Consider the following 18435-nt stretch of genomic DNA (forward strand, 5'->3'; position numbering starts at 1 on the left):
CGAATCCCGCGCAGCAATCCTGCGGGTTGCAAGAAGCGGGATGCGCGTACGCGCCGGGCTGCGTAGAGTAGGGCATCCGATGATCCTGAAAGACATGCCGTGTCCCACCAAGCCATGAATCAAGCCAGCGATGCCCCTGCCAACCCCGCTGCCCTGGTGGCCCGATGCTGCCGCTGGCTGGAGGCCGAGGAGCCGCCCCCTGCCCTGGGCGCGCTGGCAGAACGCTCGGGGCTGAGCCCCTGGCAGCTGCACCGATTGTTCAAGCAGGCCACGGGCCTCACGCCCAAGGCCTATGCCAAGGCGCACCGCGCGCGTGCGCTGCGCCAGGCGCTGCAGCCAGGCCAGAGCGACTCGGTCACCGATGCCGCCTACCTCAGCGGCTATGCGGCCAGCAGCAGTTTCTACCGCGACGCAGGCGCCATGCTGGGCATGGCGCCCGGTGACTACCGGCGCGGCGGCATGCGCCAGACCATCCGCTTTGCCGTGGCCGAATGCACGCTGGGCAGCATCCTGGTGGCCAGCACCGATCGCGGCGTGTGCTGCGTGCTGCTGGGCGACGATGCCGAGGCCCTGGTCCAGGACCTGCAGCAGCGCTTTCCGCTGGCCGAACTGGTGGGCGGCGATGCCGGATTCGAGCACACCGTGGCCCAGGTCGTGGCCCTGGTCGAGCAGCCGCGCCGGGGCCTGGCACTGCCGCTGGATGTGCAGGGCACGGCCTTCCAGCAACGCGTATGGCAGGCGCTGTGCGCCATTCCCGCCGGGCAGACGCTGAGCTATTCGGAACTGGCCCTGCGCCTGGGCATGCCCACGGGTGCCCGGGCCGTGGCCAGCGCCGTCGCGGCCAACCCCATTGCCGTGGCCGTGCCCTGCCACCGCGTGGTGCGCAACGACGGCAGCATCTCCGGCTACCGCTGGGGCGTGGAGCGCAAGCGCGCCTTGCTGCTGCGCGAGGCGCGCCAGGCGCAGGAGGCGTCTGGCAAGGACGCTGGGCACGCACCGCTGCGCCAGGCAGGAAGCGCATGAGCGGGCAGGGGCAGGGGCGAGGGCGTGGCACCGGCCAGACCTATCAGGCGCAGCAGCAACTGACGCTGCCGGCCGGCTACCGCATGACCGAGTTCTGGGGCTTTCACCGGCGCGATGCCCAGCGCCTGTCCGAATGCGATCTGCAGGATGGCGGCACCATCCGCATGCACAAGGGCCTGATGTGGAAAGGCCTTCCCACGCTGCTCACCCTGGAGCTGACGCAGCAGTGCGAAGAGGCGGCCGTGGTCCAGGCCCGATGGCACCTGCCCGCCGATGCGGGCGCAATCACCGGCATGGACGATGTGCTGGCCGCCATGCTGCGGCGCATGTTCGGACTGTCCCAGGATGTGGGGGAGTTCGAGCGCCGCTTTGGCCGCCATGAGCGGCTGGGACCGCTGCTGGCGCGCCAGCGGGGCCTGCATGTGCCCGCGGCCTGCACGCCCTGGGAGGCGCTGAGCTGGGCCGTCACCGGGCAGCAGATCAGCGTGGCGGCAGCCGTGTCGCTGCGCCGCCGCCTGATCGCCGCAGCCGGCCAGCCGGTGGCGCCGCACGATGGCCATGCCGACGCGCCGCAGCAGCTGTGGTGCATGCCGGAGGCCGCGCAGGTGGCGCAGCTGAGCGAGGACGACTTGCGCGCGGCCGGCTTTTCGCGTAGCAAGACGCACACGCTGCGCCTGCTGGCGCAGGCCGTGCAGTCGGGTGAATTGCCGCTGGACGACTGGGCGGCCTTGCCTGAACTGCCGGTGGCCGAGATCCGCGGGCGGCTGCTGGCTCTCAAGGGGATAGGCCCGTGGACCGTGAACTACATGCTGCTGCGCGGCTATGGCCACCTGGACGGCCCGCTGCACGGCGATGTGGCCGTGCGCCGCGCCCTGGCGCGGCTGCTGGAGACGGAATCCGTGGACGCCGCGCAGACCGAGTTGTGGCTGCGGGACTTCGCGCCCTGGCGAGCCCTGGTCGCGGCCCATCTCTGGGCCTCGCTGTCGTCCACGGCGTTCTGAAGGGCTGGCTCCAGGCTTCAGGTCACCGCATTGACGCGGTTGAACTCCGGCTTGCGCCATTCGCCCGATTCCAGCACCTGGCGCAGGTGCTCCACGGCATGCCAGACATCTTCGAATCCCACGTACAGCGGCGTGAAGCCGAAGCGCAGGATGTCCTTGTGCAGGCCCGTGCCGTCGCCCTTGCGGAAGTCGCCGATCACGCCGCGCGCGATCAGCGCCTGCACGATGGCATAGGCGCCGCTGTCCTTGCCGTCCACGCCCAGCCCCTCCTCGCGCGTGAGGCAGACCTGGGAGCCGCGCCGGCCGTGCTCGCGCGGCGTGGCCAGGCCCAGGCCGTGGCCCTGGCAGCGTTCCTCGACCAGGGCGATGAACAGGTCGGTCAGCGCCAGCGACTTGTTGCGCAGCGCGTCCATGCCGCCCAGCGGCTCCACGGCAGTGAACACGTCCAGGCCGCACTGCAGCACGCTCAGGCTGACCATGGGCTGGGTGCCGCACAGGTAGCGCTGTATGCCCTGGGCCGGGTGGTAGTCCGGCACGAACTTGAAAGGCTCGGCATGGCCGAACCAGCCCGACAGCGGCTGCCAGAAGCGGTTGATCAGGCGTGGATGGGCCCAGACAAAGGCCGGCGCACCGGGGCCGCCGTTGAGGTACTTGTAGCTGCAGCCGATGGCGAAGTCGGCATTCGCGCCCTTGAGATCGACAGGCACGGCGCCCGCGCTGTGGCACAGGTCCCAGACGCAGAGAATGCCCTTGCCCTGCGCGGCAGCCGTCACGGCAGCCATGTCGTGCATGGCGCCCGTGCGGTAGTTCACATGGGTGAGCATGCAGATGGCGACCTCGTCGGTCAGCGCAGCGGCAATCTCCTCGGGTTCGAGCAGCACCAGCTCCAGGCCGTATTCCTGGCAGACCGACTGGGCGATATAGAGGTCGGTGGGGAAGTTGCTGCGCTCGCTGATCAGGCGCTTGCGCTGCGGAGCGTCCTCGCGCGCGATACGGGCCGCAGCCGTCAGCACCTTGTAGAGGTTGATGGAGGCCGTGTCGGTGAACACCAGCTCGCCCGCGCCCACGCCCAGCCAGGGGGAGAACTGGTCGCCCAGGCGCTGGGGCAGGCTGATCCAGCCGGCGTCGTTCCACGAGCGGATCAGGCCCTGGGCCCATTCCTGCTGCACCACCTCGGCCACGCGCGCGGCGGCGGCGCGGGGGCTGGCGCCCAGCGAATTGCCGTCAAGGTAGATCACGCCTTCGGGCAGCGTGAATTGGTCGCGCAGGGCGCGCAGCGGGTCTTGCGCATCGAGGGTGAGGCAGTCTTGCAGGCTCGTCACGGGGTCTCCTTGGGTATGGAAAAGGCGAAAGGCGAAAGGTGCGGCCCGGGAATCAGGCCAGGGCACGCAGCACGGCGCGCACGGGCGAGGCATCGGCCTCGACCAGCTTGAGCGGCAGGGCGATGAGCTCGTAGTCGCCCTCGGGCACCTCGTCCAGCACCAGGTTCTCCAGCACGCGCAGGCCGCGCCGGCGGATCACCTGGTGGCTGTCCAGGCTCTTGCTGCTGGCCGGGTCGATGCTGGCCGTGTCAATGCCGATGAGCTTCACCCCCAGGTCGGCCAGCCGCTCCACCGTGGCCGGTGCATAGGCGGCCAGTTCCTGGTCCCAGGTGGCGGGGGCGCGCTCGTAGGTGCGCACCAGCACGCGTGCCGGAAGATGCTCCACGGCGTGGGCGATGTGCTCCCATTCGACCAGCGGTCCCTTGCCGATGGCGTGGATCACGCGGCAGGGGCCGAGGAAGGCGTCCAGGTCCACATGGCCGATGCTGGCGCCGTCCGCGTCATAGTGCAGCGGTGCATCGGCATGCGCTCCCACATGGGGCGACAGCGTGATGGCGCTGACATTGACCGGGCAGCCCGGCCCGATGGTGGCGCACCATTGCTGGCTGTAGGCCGTGTCGCCGGGAAAGACGGGGCTGGCGGCCTGCACGGCCGGGGAGATGTCCCAGAGTCTGCGGGTCATGGTTTCACTCCTTCGGGGCGGTTCGGGCGGCCTGTGCGCGCGGCCGGTACCACAGCGCATACACCAGGGCCAGCAGGCCCAGGAAGGGCAGGCCCGTGAGCAGCGTCATGTGGAAGACCTCGGTGAAATAGGTGGTGACGATCACGCCCAGCATCAGCGCGGCGCCGGCCAGCGTGAACAGCGGATAGCCCCACATGCGGAACTGCAGGCGCTGGCCTGGATGCTCGCGCGACCAGCGCGCGCGGAAAAACAGATGGGTCACGAAGATCATGAACCAGGTGAACATGGCGCCGAACATGGACACGGACATCATCCACAGCAGCGAGCCTTCGGGCTTCCACAGGTTCACGGCCACGGCCACGGCAATGCCCAGGCAGGAGATGGCAATCGCCGCCACGGGCACGCCGCGGCTGTTCAGCCGCCCGAACACTGAGGGCGCATAGCCGCCGCGCGACAGGCTGAACATCATGCGCGAGGTCACATACAGCTGGCTGTTCATGGCCGACAGCGCGGCCACCAGCACCACGAAGTTGATGATGCTGGCAGCGCCCGGGATGCCGATGATCTCCATCACCTTCACGAAGGGGCTCTTGTCCGTGCCGGCCTGCTGCCAGGGCACGATGGCCAGCATCAGCGCCAGCGTCAGCAGGTAGAAGATCACCAGGCGCGCCATGGTGGTGCGAAAGGCCCGGGTGATGGCGCGCTTGGGGTCCTCGGCCTCGCCAGCCGCCACGGCCACGGCCTCCAGGCTCAGGTAGCTGAAGATGGCGATGATCACGGCCACCCAGGTGCCCCACAGGCCCTTGGGGAAGAAGCCGCCATCGGCCGTGTAGTTGAAAAAGCCGATGCCCTGGGGCTGCGAGCCGAACACCACCCAGGCGCCGATCAGGATGAAGGCCACGATGGCGATGATCTTGACCATGGAAAAGCCGTACTCCACCTGGCCGAAGGCCTTGACGCTGCTGGCGTTGACGGCCACCAGCGCGCCCGAGAACACCACCACCCAGATCCAGCGCGGCACGTCGGGGAACCAGTAGCCCATGTAGATGCCTATGGCCGTCACCTCCATGCCCACGGCCAGCACCACGGCGGCCCAGTAGGCATAGCGGACCATGAAGCCGGCCATCGGGCTGATGTAGTGCTCGGCATAGGCGCCGAACGAGCCCGAGGTCGGATGGGCCACCGTCATCTCGGCCAGGCAGCCCATGAGCAGCAGCGAGATCAGCGCGCCGATGGCGTAGCTGACCAGCACGCTGGGGCCGGCGAATCCGATGGCGAAGGCGCTGCCCATGAAAAGGCCGGTGCCGATGGCGCCTCCGATGGCGATCATCACCATCTGGGCGGCGGACAGCTGCTGGCGCAGGCCGGTTTCTCGTTGCTGAATGTCTTGGAAGGCGGCCATGGTGCGCGGCGGTTGGGGGCTGAAAGCGGAAGGCGTAAGTATCTGCGCTTTCACCGCCGGCCCCGGGCTGGCCGCTGCAAAACCATGGGAGGGTCCGGCTCAGGCTCCGCGTGCGTAGCAGCCCGGCGTCAGCGCATGGTGGGCCTTGAAGGCGCGCTGCAGGTGGGCCTGGTCGGCAAAGCCCATGGCATAGGCCGCATCGGACAGCGCCGCCCCCGTGGCCAGCAGGCGGCGCGCGCCGTTGATGCGCAGGTTCAGGCGGTAGCTGCCGGGCGTCATGCCCGTGGCCGCCTTGAAGCGGCGGATGAAGCGCGTGGCGCTCATGCCGCATTCCTGGGCCAGGGACTGCACGGTCAGGCCTGCATCGGGTCCTGCATGCAGGCGCTGCAGCGCGGGGGCCAGGGCCGCCGCATCGCCGGGCAGGGGCAAGGCTGCGGGCTGGGCACAGCGGTCCAGCAGGTGCTCCAGGCCCAGGGCCAGGCGGTCGGCGGCGGCCGCGCCATCGACGGGGCGGCACAGGCCATCCACCAGGCTGGCGATGTCCGCATCCGTGAGCGTGCGCCGGGGAAAGCGCAGCGCGGCCACGCCCAGCCGCGCGTGCAGCCAGTCGGCATCGACAAACAGCATGCGGTAGGACCACGGCGCGCCGGGGTCGGGATTGCAGGCATGCCAGGCGCCGGGCTCGATCAGCACCACGCCGCCCGCCTCCACAGGCTGCGGGCCGTGGGCATGGTGGAACACGGTGCGGCCCGCGTCCACGATGCCGATCGAGTACTCGGCATGCATGTGCAGCCGAAAGCAATGCGGGGAGCGCGCACTGTCGCGCAGCTCGGCCCAGGGGGCGGCCGGATGGCGGTGGAATCGGTGGGGAGAGGCTGAAGTCATGGCGGCCAGCCATCATGCCAGCATGGCCGCCACGCTGGCGACCAGCAGCAGGGCCAGCAGGCGGTGGAACAGGCGCTGGCGGCGTTCGGTGCGCAGCCAGCCCGAAAGCAGCTGCCCCAGCAGCGCCCAGCTGCCGACCCCCACCAGGCAGGCCAGCAGCGAGATGGCGCAAAACTGCAGCAGCGCCCACGGCGCATTCGCGTGGGGCAGCACGAACAGGCCCACGCCGGCCAGCGCCACCAGCCAGGCCTTGGGGTTGAGCGTCTGCACGGCCGTGCCCTGCAACAGCGCTTGCAGCAGGGCCTGCAGCGGGCGCTGCGATCCGGCCTGCTGCTGCGCACCGGCCTGGCCCACAGGTGCGTTGGCCAGCCGCCAGGCCAGCCACAGCAGATAGGCGGCGCACAGCCACTGTGCGGCCGCAGACAGTTGCGGCAGCGTCTGCAGCAGCCACTGTGCGCCCTGGCCCATGACCCAGACCACGGCCGCATAGCTGGCGCTGGCGCCCAGCACATAGGCGGCAGAGACCAGGCGCGAGCGCGCTGCGCCGTGGCGCAGGGCCAGCACATTGACGGGGCCGGGCGTGATGGCGCCCACGAGGGTGAAGACGCCCATGGCGAGCAGCGAGGAGGACATGAGATTTCGCGCGGACGCAGGACTGCACAAGGCCCGCAGTCTCGTCCCGCACGCCGGCCCTGTATTGAACGCAATTGCGGGGCGCCGGCATGTCCGTCACAGCCTCTAGGGGAGCATGGCGTAGGCCACGATCTCCAGCTTCATTCCCGGCACCACCAGCGCCGAAATCCCCATGCTGGAGCGGTTGGGATAAGGCGCCTCGAAGAACTCGCGGTACACGGCGTCGATGGCCGGCATGTCGGCCACGTCGGTCATGTAGATCAGCACCTGGGTCACATGCGCCAGCGTGCCGCCTGCGGCCTGCAGCGCGTTGCGCAGGTTGGTGAAGGTCAGGCGCGCCTGCTGTTCGATGGGGCCGGTGTCGATGCTGCCGTCGGGCCGCACGGGGCCGTGGGCCGTGAACAGCATCTGGCCGCTGGCCTTGACGGCCCAGGAGAAGGGCTGCTTGAGCGGCGGCAGTCCCACGTCGATGATTTGCTTCATGGATTTCCTTGTGTTTTGACTACATGCGAAGGCATGGTGTTCTTGCGCCGGAAACTTGGCGCGGCCCATCGGCGGACGCCGAGCAAGGGCCTAGGCCGGCCGCGCCGCCCCGCAGCGATGGTGTCGTCCCGCGCCCGCGCGGCGAGAGCGGGGGAAGCGGCAAAGCCGCTCAGGGGTCACAGTTTCGTTCTCACGGACCAGATTTCGGGGAACAGCACCACGTCCAGCATCTTGCGCAGATAGCTGACGCCGCCGGTGCCGCCCGTGCCGCGCTTGAAGCCGATGACGCGCTCCACCGTGGTCACATGGCGAAAGCGCCACAGGCGGAAGGCGTCCTCGATGTCGGCCAGCTTTTCGCCGAGCTGGTACAGGTCCCAGTGCGACTGCGGGTCGCGGTAGACCTGGGCCCAGGCGGCCTCGACCTCGGGGCTGGCCGTGTAGGGCAGGGTCCAGTCGCGCTCCAGGTGCCCGGCAGGAATGGCCAGCCCCTGGCGTGCCAGCAGGCGCAGGGCCTCGTCGTACAGGGAAGGTGCGCGCCATGCGGCCTCCACCCGCGCCAGCAGGTCCGGGCGGTGGGCATGGGGCTGGAGCATGGCGGCGTTCTTGTTGCCCAGCGCGAACTCGATGCAGCGGTACTGGTAGCTCTGGAAGCCGCTGGAGCTGGCGAGATACGGGCGCATGGCTGTGTACTCGGTAGGCGTCATGGTGGCCAGCACGGACCAGGCGCCGACCAACTGCTCCATGATGCGGCTCACGCGGGCCAGCATCTTGAAGGCGTCGGCATGGCGGTCGGCCGCCACGGCGGCCGTGGCCGCGCCCAGCTCGTGCAGCATCAGCTTCATCCACAGCTCGCTGGTCTGGTGCTGGATGATGAACAGCAGCTCGTCATGCGTGGGCGACAGTAGTTGCTGTGCGCCCAGGATGGCGTCCAGCTGCAGGTAGTCGCCATAGCTCATGGACTGGCTGAAATCCAGCTGCGCCCTTTCCTCGGCGACGATGCGCTCGGTCAGGCCGCCATGGACGGGGCAGCCGCTCATTGCGGCGACTCCAGCACCGTGGCAATGGCGTCGGCCACGTACTGCACGTTGGCGCCGGACAGGCCCGACATGCACATGCGGCCCGAGCGGATCAGGTACACGCCGTGCTCGTCGCGCAGGCGGTGGACCTGGGGCTCGCTGATGCCGGTGTAGCTGAACATGCCGCGCTGGGTCAGCAGGAAGCCGAAGTCGCGCCGCTCGCCAAAGCGCTCCTGCAGCGCGCCGTGCAGCTGGGCGCGCATGTCCTTGATGCGCCCGCGCATCTGCGCCAGCTCCTGTGCCCATTGGGCGCTCAGTTCGGGCGATGCCAGCACCTGCTGCACCAGGCGTGCGCCACGGGTGGGTGGCGAGGAATAGTTGCTGCGCACCGTGGCCTTGAGCTGGCCCAGCACATTGCCGGCCGTGGCCGCGTCGCTGCAGACCACGCTGAGGCCACCCACGCGTTCGCCATACAGCGAGAAGTTCTTGGAAAACGAATTGGCCACGAAGGCCTGGGCGCCCGCGTCGGCCAGGGCGCGCACGGACCAGGCGTCTTCATCGAGCCCATCGCCAAAGCCCTGGTAGGCCATGTCCACAAAGGGGATCAAGCCGCGCTCCACGATCACCGGGATCAGTTGCTGCCACTGCTCGCGCGACAGGTCCACGCCCGTGGGGTTGTGGCAGCTGGCATGCAGCAGCACCACGCTGCCCGAGGGCAGTTCGCGCAGTGTCTGCAGCATGGCGTCGAAGCGCAGGCTGCCCGTGGCCGCGTCGTAGTAGGGATAGCTGTGGGTGCGCAGTCCCGCGCCCTGGAAGATGGCCAGGTGGTTGTCCCAGGTGGGATCGCTGAGCCAGACCTCGGCGCCGGGGAAATAGTGCTGGATGAAGTCCGCGCCCAGCTTGAGCGCGCCCGAGCCGCCCAGGGTCTGCACGGTGGCGATGCGCTGACTGCGCACGGCCTCATGACCGGCGCCGAACACCAGGTCCTGCACCAGCTGGCGGTAGGGAGCAATGCCTTCGATGGGCAGGTAGCCGCTGGGGCTTTGCTCGCGGGCCAGGGCATCGCCGGCCTGGCGCACGCAGTCCAGCACGGGCAGGCGGCCGGCCTCGTCGAAATACAGGCCGATGCTCAGGCTGACCTTGTCGGCGCGTGGGTCCTGCTGGAAGGCCTCCATCAGCGACAGGATGGGATCTCCGGGGTAGGGCGGGACGTGGCTGAACATCGAGGCGCGGGCGGTATCGAGGGGGGCAAGAGTCGTCATGTGTCTAAGGCAGAGAGAGAAACGGGAGGCCGGATGTCACCGGGCGGGAACCTGGGCTTGGGTGGATGTTGGGGTCTGGGTTGGGGTTGGGGTCTGAGGGGAGGGCTGGCCGGCCGGCCGGCGATACCAGATGGCGTAGACGGCGGCCAGCAGCAGCAAAAAGGGCAGGCCCGTGAGCACGGTCAGGCGGAATACGTCGGTGAACAGCGTGGACACCAGGGCGGCCAGCATCAGCGCCGCGCCCAGCAGCGTCAGCACCGGAAAGCCCCACATGCGAAAGGCCAGCGGCTTGTTGCCCTGGCGCACCCAGTGGATGCGGAAGAACAGGTGGGTCACGAAAATCATGAACCACGTGAACATGGCGCCGAACATGGCCACGGCCATCATCAGCATGAAGGACTGCTCGGGATTGATGATGTTGAACAGGGTGGCCACGGCAATGCCCAGGCACGACAGCAGCAGCGCCGGCAGCGGCACGCCGCGCGAGTTCACGCGGCCCAGCACGGCGGGCGCATGGCCGGCGCGCGAGAGGCTGAACATCATGCGGGTGGTGATGTACAGCTGGCTGTTCATGGCCGACAGGGCGGCCACCAGCACCACGAAATTGACCACGCTGGCCGCGCCGGGCAGGCCAATGATCTCCATCACCTTGACGAAGGGGCTGCCCTCCTTGCCGGCGGCCGACCACGGCACGATGGCCAGCATCAGCGCGATCGTGGCCAGGTAGAACACCACCAGGCGCACCATGGTGGAGCGGAAGGCGCTGGTGACGGCGCGCTGCGGGTCCTTGGCCTCGCCGGCGGCCACCGCGATCATCTCGATGCTCAGGTAGCTGAAGATGGCGATGATCACGCCCACCCAGGTCCCCCACAGGCCGTTGGGGAAGAAGCCGCCGTTGTTGACGTAGTTGGCAAAGCCCACGCCGTCCGGACGGGCGCCGAACACCACCCAGGCGCCGACCACGATGAAGGCCGCGATGGCGATGATCTTGATCATGGAGAAGCTGTACTCCACGGCGCCGAAGGCCTTGACGCTCATCATGTTCACGCCGATGAGCGCGCCCGAGAAGATCACCACCCAGGCCCAGCGCGGCACCTCGGGGAACCAGTAGCCCATGTACAGGCCCACGGCCGTCACCTCGGTGCCCACGGCCAGCACCACGCAGGCCCAGTAGGCATAGCGGACCATGAAGCCGGCCATCGGGCTGATGTAGTGCTCGGCATAGGCGCCGAACGAGCCCGAGGTCGGGTGGGCCACCGTCATCTCGGCCAGGCAGCCCATGAGCAGCAGCGAGATCACTGCGCCGATGGCATAGCTGATCAGCACGCTGGGCCCGGCAAAGCCGATGGCAAAGCCGCTGCCCAGGAACAGGCCGGTGCCGACGGCACCGCCGATGGCGATCATGGTCATCTGTCCGGCGGACAGCTGCTGTTTGAGTCCGGCTTCGCGCTGGACGATGTCTTCGAAGGCTGGCATGGGTTGTTGTCTCCGTTGCTGTGGGGGGCTTCGGAGGCGGATGCTATGGACGGCCTTCGCGGGGCGTTTAGTAGTTATCCCTAAATCGACTTGATCTTGGATAAGTTATTCTGTGAAACATGAATTCATAGGTGGTTTATGCCAATCGACATCGACAGAACGGACCGGCTGCTGATCCGCGCCCTGCAGGACAACGCGCGGCTGACCTCGGGTGAGCTGGCGCAGCGTGTGCATTTGTCGCAGTCACCGTCATGGCGGCGCATCAAGCGGCTGGAGGACGAGGGCGTGATCACCGGCTACCACGCCGCGCTGAGCCGGCGCGCCATAGGTTTTGGCGTGCTGGCCTTCGTGATGGTGGGTATAGACCACCAGAACGAGGAGTCCTCGCGCCATTTCCAGGAAGCGGTCTGCGCCATTCCCGAGGTCGTGATGTTCCATGGCATCTCGGGGCCGGAGGACTTCCTGCTGGTCGTCGTGGCGCGCGATCTCGACGCCTATTCCGATCTGCTGCTCAGCCGCCTGCACCGGCTGCCCGGCGTGCGCCAGGTGCACACGCATTTCTCGCTGCAGGAATTCAAGGGACAGCTGGCGGGGCTGCCGGTGGAATGACGGCTGGTGGCGCCTGGCAGGCTGCTAGAGCAGGCCGCTGTCCAGCGCCTGCATGCCATGGCGCACGCGCACGCGGTTGCAGGCATCGCTGCCGGCGGCGAACTCGCGGCAGGGCGAGGGGCGCCATTCATAGATGCCGCAATGGGCCTTCTCGCCCACCTTGCCGACCAGGGCCGCGCAGCGGGGACGCGCCCAGTCGGTTCCGCGCATGCGGCAGGTGTGGTCGGTGACTTCCTCGGCCAGCCCGGCTGGCACGCGGCCGCCCTGCGCCTGCGACTCGTGCACGGAAAAGTCCACGCGAAACGATGCGCAGCAGGCGCCGCAGCTCAGGCAGGGATGGGTCATGGCGTGGGGAGGGGAGTGCGCAAAGGCCGTGTCGGCGTCGGCCGCCATTGTGCCGCGCGCCGCCCGCCTGGGCCCGCCAGGGGGCAAAGCCGGGAACGCAAAACCCTGTCCCGCACTCCGATACCATGCGCGGTCCCGCCGCCCGGGTTCGATCAAAATCAAAATGAGAATAAAAATCAATTGATACAACACGCCATGCATTCGATGAACCCCGCGACGGACGCTGCGGCTCCGTCCACGCTGTCCGCGCCTCCCATGTCCTCCTCTGCTGCCGTTGCCGCCGTTGCTGCCACCACGGCCATCACCCTTGATGCCCTGCCCCGTCAGGTATCGGCGCGCGTGGTCGAGCTCCATGCCGCACGCGATGCCAGCGAGCAGGAACTGCTGCTGCGGCTCATGGAGATCGGCTTTCTGCCCGGCGAGCCCGTGCGCATCCTGGCCGCGGGCTTTCCGGGTGACGACCCGCTGGCCGTGCGCGTGGGCCAGACCACGTTCGCTTTGCGCCGCCATGAGGCGGCCCTGGTGCGCGTGGCGCCGGAGGCGGTGGCATGAGCGCGTCGTCCTCTCCCAAACTCATTCAGCCGCTGCAGCCTGCCCAGGGCGGCGGCGGCAGCGGTGATTCCGCACTGCGCCTGGCCCTGCTGGGCAATCCCAACTGCGGCAAGACGGCGCTGTTCAACCTGCTGACCGGCGCACGCCAGAAGGTGGCCAACTACGCGGGCGTGACCGTGGAGCGCAAGGAAGGCTGGCTGAGCACGGCCAGCGGCCGGCGCGTGCGCGTGCTGGACCTGCCGGGCACCTACAGCCTGCATGCGCACAGCGAGGATGAGCGCATCACGCGCGACATCGTCTCGGGTCGCCATGCGCGCGAGGCGCCGCCCGAACTGCTGGTCTGCGTCACCGACGCCACCCATCTGCGCCTGAACCTGCGCCTGGTGCTGGAGGCCCAGCGCCTGGGCCTGCCCATGCTGCTGGTGCTCAACATGAGCGACATGGCCAGGCGCCAGGGCATCGATATCGACCGCGAGGCGCTGTCACGCGCCCTGGGCATGCCCGTGCTGTCCACGGTGGGCGTGCGCCAGGACGGCGCGCGCGAACTGCTGCAATGGCTGGACGGCCCCGAAGCCCGCGCCCTGGCGGCGCCGCAGCTGCAGGCCCCGGCCCGCCCGGGCGATGCGCGCGAGCAGGTGCTGGCCCTGCACCAGCAGGTGGCCCGCATCATGGCCGACTGCGTCAAGGAGCCCGTGGTGGACACCCGGCGCGACGACCGCATCGACGCCGTGGTGCTGCACCCGCTGTGGGGCATGCTGCTGCTGGCGGCCACGCTGTTCCTGATGTTCCAGGCCGTGTTCAGCTGGGCGCAGCCGCTGATGGATGGCATCGAGGGCGGCGTTTCGGCCGTCTCGGCCCTGGTCAACGAGCACATGCCCGAAGGCGCGCTGCGCAGCCTGCTGGCCGATGGCGTGATCGCCGGCACGGGCGCCGTGCTGGTCTTCCTGCCGCAGATCCTGATCCTGTTCCTGTTCATCCTTGCACTCGAGGATTCGGGCTACCTGCCGCGTGCCGCCTTTTTGCTGGACCGCATCATGGGCAAGGTCGGCCTGTCGGGCCGCTCCTTCATTCCGCTGCTGTCCAGCTTCGCCTGCGCCGTGCCCGGCATCATGGCCACGCGCTCCATCACCAGCTGGCGCGACCGCCTGGTGACCATCATGATCGCGCCGCTGATGACCTGCTCGGCGCGCCTGCCGGTCTATGCGCTGCTGATCAGCGCCTTCATTCCCGAGCGCACGGTGGGCGGCATCTTCAACCTGCAGGGCCTGGTGCTGTTTGCGCTGTACGTGGCCGGCATCGCCAGTGCCATGGCCGTGGCCGGCGTGGCCAAGCTGGTGGGCCGCAGCGCCGGCCCCACGCCGCTGCTGATGGAGCTGCCCTCCTACCGCTGGCCCAGCCCGCGCAGCCTGGCCCTGGGCCTGTACGAGCGCGCCATGATCTTCCTGCGCCGCGTCGGCGGCATCATCCTGACCGTGAGCATCGTGCTGTGGTTCCTGGCCAGCTACCCGGCGCCGCCCGATGGCGTCACCGAAGCGGCCATCCGCTACAGCTTTGCAGGCCGCATCGGCGGCTGGCTGGAGGTGGTGCTGGCGCCGATCGGCTTCAACTGGCAGATCGCCATCGCCCTGGTGCCCGGCATGGCCGCGCGCGAAGTGGCCGTCAGTGCCATGGGCACGGTCTATGCACTGTCCGCTGCCAGCGACGAGGCCATGGCCGAGCAGCTGGGGCCGCTGATCGCCCATACCTGGTCCCTGGCCACGGCGCTGTCGCTGCTGGCCTGGTTCGTGTTCGCGCCCCAGTGCATTTCCACGCTGGCGGCCGTGCGGCGCGAGACCAATGGCTGGCGCTATCCGCTGCTGATGACGGGCTACCTGTTCGCGCTGGCCTACCTGGCCAGCTTCATCACCTACCGCGTGGCCCTCGCGCTGGGCGCGGGCTGAGGAGGGCATTGAGCATGTGGCAAAACATCATCGTGGGCGTGATCGTGGTGGTGGCGGCCGTGTCCCTGGTCTGGCGCTACCTGCCGGCGCGTTGGCGGCTGAAGGCCGGTCAGCTGCATCCGTCGCTGGCGCCCAAGGACGGGGGAGGCTGTGGCGGCTGCAGCGCCTGCGGCGGAGACAGCTGCGCACCGGACAGGCGCCAGCCATAGCGCCAGATCGGTCGCCAGGCCGGTCGCCGGGCCGCCGGCCGGTTGCACGCTCAGGCAGCGGCCAGCCAGATGCGGGCGCCGTCATCCAGCGCAGGCAGGCCATGCGCCAGGCGCGCAGCGTTGCAGCGGTCCGTGCCCATCTCGAATTCCCGGCAGGTCGATGAGCGCTGCTCGTAGATGCTGCATGCCACCTGTTCGCCGCAGCGGCCCGTGAGGGCCGTGCAGCGCACGGGGCGGCGCTCGGTGCCGTTCATGCGCCAGCGGTTGCCGTGGACCTCATGGGCCAGTTCATCGGGAACGGTGCCGCCCATGGAGCGCAGTTCGTAGACGGAAAATTCGACACGGAAGTGTTCGCAGCAGACGCCGCAGTTCAGGCAGGGATGCAGGGCTTCGGACATGGAAGTTCTTCTTCGGGAGACAGCAGGGCACGCACAGGCTTGCCGCGCCCGGTGCCCGGGGCGGCGCATAAGGCTGGGAAGAGGGGGTGCGGCCCTAGGTATGGCCCTGGAGGAACTTCAGATAGAAGGTGTGGATGCGCACGAACAGCGCACGCACCCGGGCCGCGAAATGCCGGCGCGGCCCGAAGAACGAGGGCACGCGCGTATGGCGTGCAATGTGCGGATGGCGCAATGCGCAGCCGCCCAACGGAAACACCGCCTGGGGGCGCTTGGCCTGCAGGCGGTGTCTGGAGTGTTCGTGGCTCAGGTGCATGGGTGTGGGGGAATGCGCCTGGGCCAAAGGAGTGGGCGTGATCAGCCCGGCTGGCGGCCCAGCAGCAGGTACTCCATCAGTGCCTTTTGCACGTGCATCCGGTTCTCTGCCTCATCCCAGACCACGGACTGCGGCCCGTCGATGACCTCGGCCTGCACTTCCTCGCCACGGTGGGCGGGCAGGCAGTGCATGAACAGGGCGTCGGCACGCGCGGCGGCCATCATCTCGGCATCCACGCACCAGTCGGCGAAGGCCTTCTTGCGGGCCTCGTTCTCGGCCTCGTAGCCCATGCTGGTCCACACGTCGGTGGTCACCAGGTCGGCGCCCTTGCAGGCATCCAGCGGGTCCTTGAAGACCTTGTAGCAGCCCTCGCGCGGCGCCTTGCCGCCAAAGGCCAGCTTCTCGTCCACTTCGTAGCCGCCCGGCGTGCTGACGTGGACGGTGAAGCCCAGCAGGTCGGCCGCCTGCAGCCAGGTGTTGGCCATGTTGTTGCCGTCGCCGACCCAGGCGACGGTCTTGCCCTGGATCGAGCCGCGGTGCTCGATGAAGGTGAAGATGTCGGCCAGGATCTGGCAGGGGTGGAACTCGTTGGTCAGGCCGTTGATGACGGGCACGCGCGAGTACTCGGCAAAGCGCACGATCTTGTCCTGGCCGTAGGTGCGGATCATCACCAGGTCGGTCATGCGGCTGATGACGCGCGCGCTGTCCTCGATGGGCTCGGCGCGGCCCAGCTGGCTGTCGCCCGTGGTCAGGTGGACCACCGAGCCGCCGAGCTGGTACATGCCGGCCTCGAAGCTCACGCGGGTGCGCGTGCTGGCCTTCTCGAAGATCATGGCCAGCGTGCGGTCGCTGAGCGTGTGGTGCTTTTCGTAGTTCTTGAACTTCTTCTTGATCAGGGCCGCGCGCTCGAGCACATAGGCGTACTCGTCGGCCGTGAAGTCGGAAAACTGCAGATAGTGCTTGATGGCAGTCATAGGCAGGTCCTCATTCGGACAGGAATTGCACGATCAGGGGCTTGAGCTTGGCGACCACTTCGTCGGCCTCGGCCTCGGTCATGATCAGCGGCGGCACCAGGCGCACCACGGTGTCGGCGGTCACGCTGAACAGCAGGCCGGCTTCGGCGCCACGGCCCAGCAGGGCGCCGCAGGGCTTGTTCAGCTCGATGCCGATGATCAGGCCCTGGCCGCGCACATCGACCACGCCCTTGACGTCGGCCAGCTCCTTTTGCAGCGTGGACTTCAGGCGGTCTCCCACCTTGGTGGCATGGGCCAGCAGGCCGTCTTCTTCCATGATGCGGATGGTTTCGATGCCCGCACGCATGGCCAGCGGATTGCCGCCGAAGGTGGAGCCGTGGTTGCCCGGCTGCAGCACGGTGGCCGCCTTGCCATGGGCGACGACGGCGCCGATGGGCACGCCCGAGCCCAGGCCCTTGGCCAGGGTCATCACGTCGGGGACGATGCCGGCCCACTGGTGGGCGAACCACTTGCCCGTGCGGCCCATGCCTGCCTGGACTTCGTCGAACATCATCAGCCAGCCGTTGGCATCGCACAGGGCGCGCACCTGCTGCATGTACTCGATGCGCATGGGGTGCAGGCCGCCTTCGCCCTGGATGGGCTCCATCATCACGGCAACCACGTCGGGGTTGCCGGCCGTGGCCTGCTGCAGCGCCTCGAAGTCATTGACCGGCACGCGCAGGAAGCCGTCGAGCAGCGGGCCGAAGCCGTCGCGCACCTTGGGGTTGCCCGTGGCCGTCATGGTGGCGATGGAGCGGCCGTGGAAGGCATGCTCGTAGACCACGATCACCGGCTTGGCGATGCCCTTGTCCACGCCGTACTTGCGCGCGATCTTGATGGCGGCCTCGTTGGCCTCCAGGCCCGTGCTGCAGAAGAAGACATTGGTCATCTTCGCGCGCTCGGTCAGCAGCTTGGCCAGCGTTTCCTGGCCGGGCACATGGTAGTAGTTGGAGGTGTGGATGAGCTTGGCCACCTGGTCCTGCAGCGCAGGCACCAGCTTGGGGTGGTTGTGGCCCAGCGTATTCACGGCAATGCCGCCCAGCGCATCGAGGTACTGCTTGCCGTTGACGTCCCACACGCGGCAGCCCTGGCCTCGCTCCAGAGCGATCGGTACGCGGCCATAGGTGTTCATCACGTGGGGCGAGGCAGCCTCGATGAAAGCGGTCATTGCAAAAATCTCCTGAGCTGGAAAGTAAACGGCATCCGGGCGTTGCCGCCGCAGATGCCTGAAAAACAGCGAAGCCCGATTCTAGGGGCCGCGCAATGGCCTACCGTTGCGGTTTGCGCATCACAGCCATGCAATGAACCTACGCCACACTTGGTTAGTGCGCTGCACAACGGTCCAGCTCTTATATAAGAGATAAAATGCCTGCTTGGCCTGCCGGCAGCGATCCTGTCTGCGGGCTCTGGCTTTTTTGAAGGACTTGCGCAAACAGGAAGTGGCAAGGTGCTGGGCCCCTTGGCAAGCCGCCTGTTTTGCTCCTTGTTGCGCAAGTCGTATTTTGGTGCGCATCCTGATGGTCTCTCCCTCCAGCAAAGAACTGTTCATCCAGGGCATCACCCACGAAGGCAAGACTTTCCGGCCCAGCGACTGGGCCGAGCGGCTGGCAGGCGTCATGAGCCAGTTCCGCCCCGGTGGTGCCCAGCGCGGCAGCCACCTGAGCTACTCGCCCTGGTGTGTTCCCACAACGCTCAACGGCGTCAAGTGCGTGGTCGTGCATCGCGACCTGCGCGACTACGAGCCCATGGCCTGGGATTTCTGCCTGAATTTCGCCAAGGACAACAACCTGCAGGTTGCCGAAGCCTGCCTGATACCGGACGAGCCGGCCCGCTGAGGCCGGCTTCTTTTTTTGCGGGGCCGGTTCCCGCCC

The 18435-nt window shown here is 68.2% G+C and carries 21 protein-coding genes; 7 read left to right on the forward strand and 14 right to left on the reverse strand.

The genetic code is table 11. From position 1 onward, the window contains the following. Nucleotides 1-114: 114 nt before the first annotated feature. Nucleotides 115-1023 (forward strand): bifunctional DNA-binding transcriptional regulator/O6-methylguanine-DNA methyltransferase Ada, encoded by a 909-nt coding sequence (ada, locus tag ACF8ME_RS27120; RefSeq protein ID WP_052862653.1) that lies wholly within the window; start codon nt 115-117, stop codon nt 1021-1023. Next, nucleotides 1020-2024 (forward strand): DNA-3-methyladenine glycosylase family protein, encoded by a 1005-nt coding sequence (locus ACF8ME_RS27125; RefSeq protein WP_392419042.1) that lies wholly within the window; start codon nt 1020-1022, stop codon nt 2022-2024. Before ada ends, ACF8ME_RS27125 begins: the two co-directional genes overlap by 4 nt. 17 nt (nt 2025-2041) lie before the next feature. On the opposite strand, the gene kynU is transcribed toward ACF8ME_RS27125, so the two are convergent. The 9 genes from kynU to ACF8ME_RS27170 all read right to left on the reverse strand — a co-directional run bounded on the left by kynU (nt 2042) and on the right by ACF8ME_RS27170 (nt 11185). Continuing rightward, on the reverse strand, nt 2042-3346 hold the full coding sequence (gene kynU, locus ACF8ME_RS27130; protein WP_392419044.1) for a kynureninase: 1305 nt from the start codon (nt 3344-3346) through the stop codon (nt 2042-2044). 52 nt (nt 3347-3398) lie between these two features. Next, a complete protein-coding gene (kynB, locus tag ACF8ME_RS27135; RefSeq protein WP_047325874.1) occupies nt 3399-4028 on the reverse strand; it encodes an arylformamidase in 630 nt (209 codons plus the stop codon). Nucleotides 4029-4032: 4 nt separating this feature from the next. Then, entirely contained in the window at nt 4033-5430 is a 1398-nt protein-coding gene (locus ACF8ME_RS27140; RefSeq protein ID WP_016448996.1) for an amino acid permease, read from the reverse strand. A gap of 99 nt (nt 5431-5529) precedes the next feature. Beyond that, the gene (locus tag ACF8ME_RS27145; protein WP_392419046.1) at nt 5530-6315 is read right to left on the reverse strand and encodes a helix-turn-helix domain-containing protein; all 786 of its coding nucleotides are present in this window, start codon (nt 6313-6315) and stop codon (nt 5530-5532) included. 12 nt (nt 6316-6327) lie between these two features. Next, nucleotides 6328-6948: a LysE family translocator gene (locus ACF8ME_RS27150; RefSeq protein ID WP_277849565.1), complete on the reverse strand. Its 621-nt coding sequence runs from the start codon at nt 6946-6948 to the stop codon at nt 6328-6330. Nucleotides 6949-7053: 105 nt separating this feature from the next. Then, the gene (locus ACF8ME_RS27155) at nt 7054-7431 is read right to left on the reverse strand and encodes a RidA family protein (protein WP_013803668.1); all 378 of its coding nucleotides are present in this window, start codon (nt 7429-7431) and stop codon (nt 7054-7056) included. 176 nt (nt 7432-7607) lie between these two features. Further along, a complete protein-coding gene (gene kynA / locus ACF8ME_RS27160; RefSeq protein ID WP_209670817.1) occupies nt 7608-8468 on the reverse strand; it encodes a tryptophan 2,3-dioxygenase in 861 nt (286 codons plus the stop codon). Then, entirely contained in the window at nt 8465-9670 is a 1206-nt protein-coding gene (locus ACF8ME_RS27165) for an aromatic amino acid transaminase (protein ID WP_392419268.1), read from the reverse strand. The genes kynA and ACF8ME_RS27165 overlap by 4 nt, the downstream gene beginning before the upstream one ends. A 75-nt stretch (nt 9671-9745) precedes the next feature. After that, nucleotides 9746-11185, reverse strand: a complete 1440-nt coding sequence (locus ACF8ME_RS27170) for an amino acid permease (RefSeq protein ID WP_203399827.1) — start codon at nt 11183-11185, stop codon at nt 9746-9748. 138 nt (nt 11186-11323) lie between these two features. On the opposite strand from ACF8ME_RS27170, the gene ACF8ME_RS27175 reads away from it, so the two are divergent. Beyond that, on the forward strand, nt 11324-11794 hold the full coding sequence (locus ACF8ME_RS27175) for an Lrp/AsnC family transcriptional regulator (RefSeq protein WP_016448991.1): 471 nt from the start codon (nt 11324-11326) through the stop codon (nt 11792-11794). A 24-nt stretch (nt 11795-11818) separates the two neighbouring features. Here ACF8ME_RS27175 and ACF8ME_RS27180 read toward each other — a convergent pair whose 3' ends face one another. Then, entirely contained in the window at nt 11819-12139 is a 321-nt protein-coding gene (locus ACF8ME_RS27180; protein ID WP_026062772.1) for a YkgJ family cysteine cluster protein, read from the reverse strand. 195 nt (nt 12140-12334) lie between these two features. Between ACF8ME_RS27180 and ACF8ME_RS27185 the strand changes: the two genes are divergently transcribed. Genes ACF8ME_RS27185 through ACF8ME_RS27195 form a run of 3 tightly spaced genes read left to right on the forward strand, consistent with a single transcriptional unit; the run spans nt 12335 to nt 14840 of the window. Further along, nucleotides 12335-12691 (forward strand): FeoA family protein, encoded by a 357-nt coding sequence (locus ACF8ME_RS27185; protein WP_016448989.1) that lies wholly within the window; start codon nt 12335-12337, stop codon nt 12689-12691. Further along, nucleotides 12688-14631, forward strand: coding sequence for a ferrous iron transporter B (locus tag ACF8ME_RS27190; RefSeq protein WP_016448988.1), 1944 nt, complete (start codon nt 12688-12690; stop codon nt 14629-14631). Before ACF8ME_RS27185 ends, ACF8ME_RS27190 begins: the two co-directional genes overlap by 4 nt. Before the next feature lie 14 nt (nt 14632-14645). Then, the gene (locus ACF8ME_RS27195; RefSeq protein ID WP_016448987.1) at nt 14646-14840 is read left to right on the forward strand and encodes a hypothetical protein; all 195 of its coding nucleotides are present in this window, start codon (nt 14646-14648) and stop codon (nt 14838-14840) included. 50 nt (nt 14841-14890) lie between these two features. Here the strand turns inward: ACF8ME_RS27195 and ACF8ME_RS27200 are convergent, their stop codons facing one another. The 4 genes from ACF8ME_RS27200 to ACF8ME_RS27215 all read right to left on the reverse strand — a co-directional run bounded on the left by ACF8ME_RS27200 (nt 14891) and on the right by ACF8ME_RS27215 (nt 17732). Beyond that, nucleotides 14891-15238, reverse strand: coding sequence for a YkgJ family cysteine cluster protein (locus ACF8ME_RS27200; RefSeq protein WP_016448986.1), 348 nt, complete (start codon nt 15236-15238; stop codon nt 14891-14893). Between the two features lie 94 nt (nt 15239-15332). After that, on the reverse strand, nt 15333-15551 hold the full coding sequence (locus ACF8ME_RS27205) for a hypothetical protein (protein ID WP_016448985.1): 219 nt from the start codon (nt 15549-15551) through the stop codon (nt 15333-15335). A 41-nt stretch (nt 15552-15592) separates the two neighbouring features. Further along, entirely contained in the window at nt 15593-16525 is a 933-nt protein-coding gene (argF, locus tag ACF8ME_RS27210; RefSeq protein ID WP_016448984.1) for an ornithine carbamoyltransferase, read from the reverse strand. A gap of 10 nt (nt 16526-16535) precedes the next feature. Then, nucleotides 16536-17732 (reverse strand): aspartate aminotransferase family protein, encoded by a 1197-nt coding sequence (locus ACF8ME_RS27215; RefSeq protein ID WP_016448983.1) that lies wholly within the window; start codon nt 17730-17732, stop codon nt 16536-16538. Nucleotides 17733-18081: 349 nt separating this feature from the next. Here ACF8ME_RS27215 and ACF8ME_RS27220 point away from each other — a divergent pair, with 349 nt between their 5' ends. Further along, nucleotides 18082-18399 (forward strand): DUF3579 domain-containing protein, encoded by a 318-nt coding sequence (locus ACF8ME_RS27220; protein ID WP_012204103.1) that lies wholly within the window; start codon nt 18082-18084, stop codon nt 18397-18399. Nucleotides 18400-18435: the final 36 nt, after the last annotated feature.

It is taken from the genome of Delftia sp. WSY_7 (genome assembly GCF_043104845.1).
GTDB lineage: Bacteria > Pseudomonadota > Gammaproteobacteria > Burkholderiales > Burkholderiaceae_C > Comamonas > Comamonas tsuruhatensis.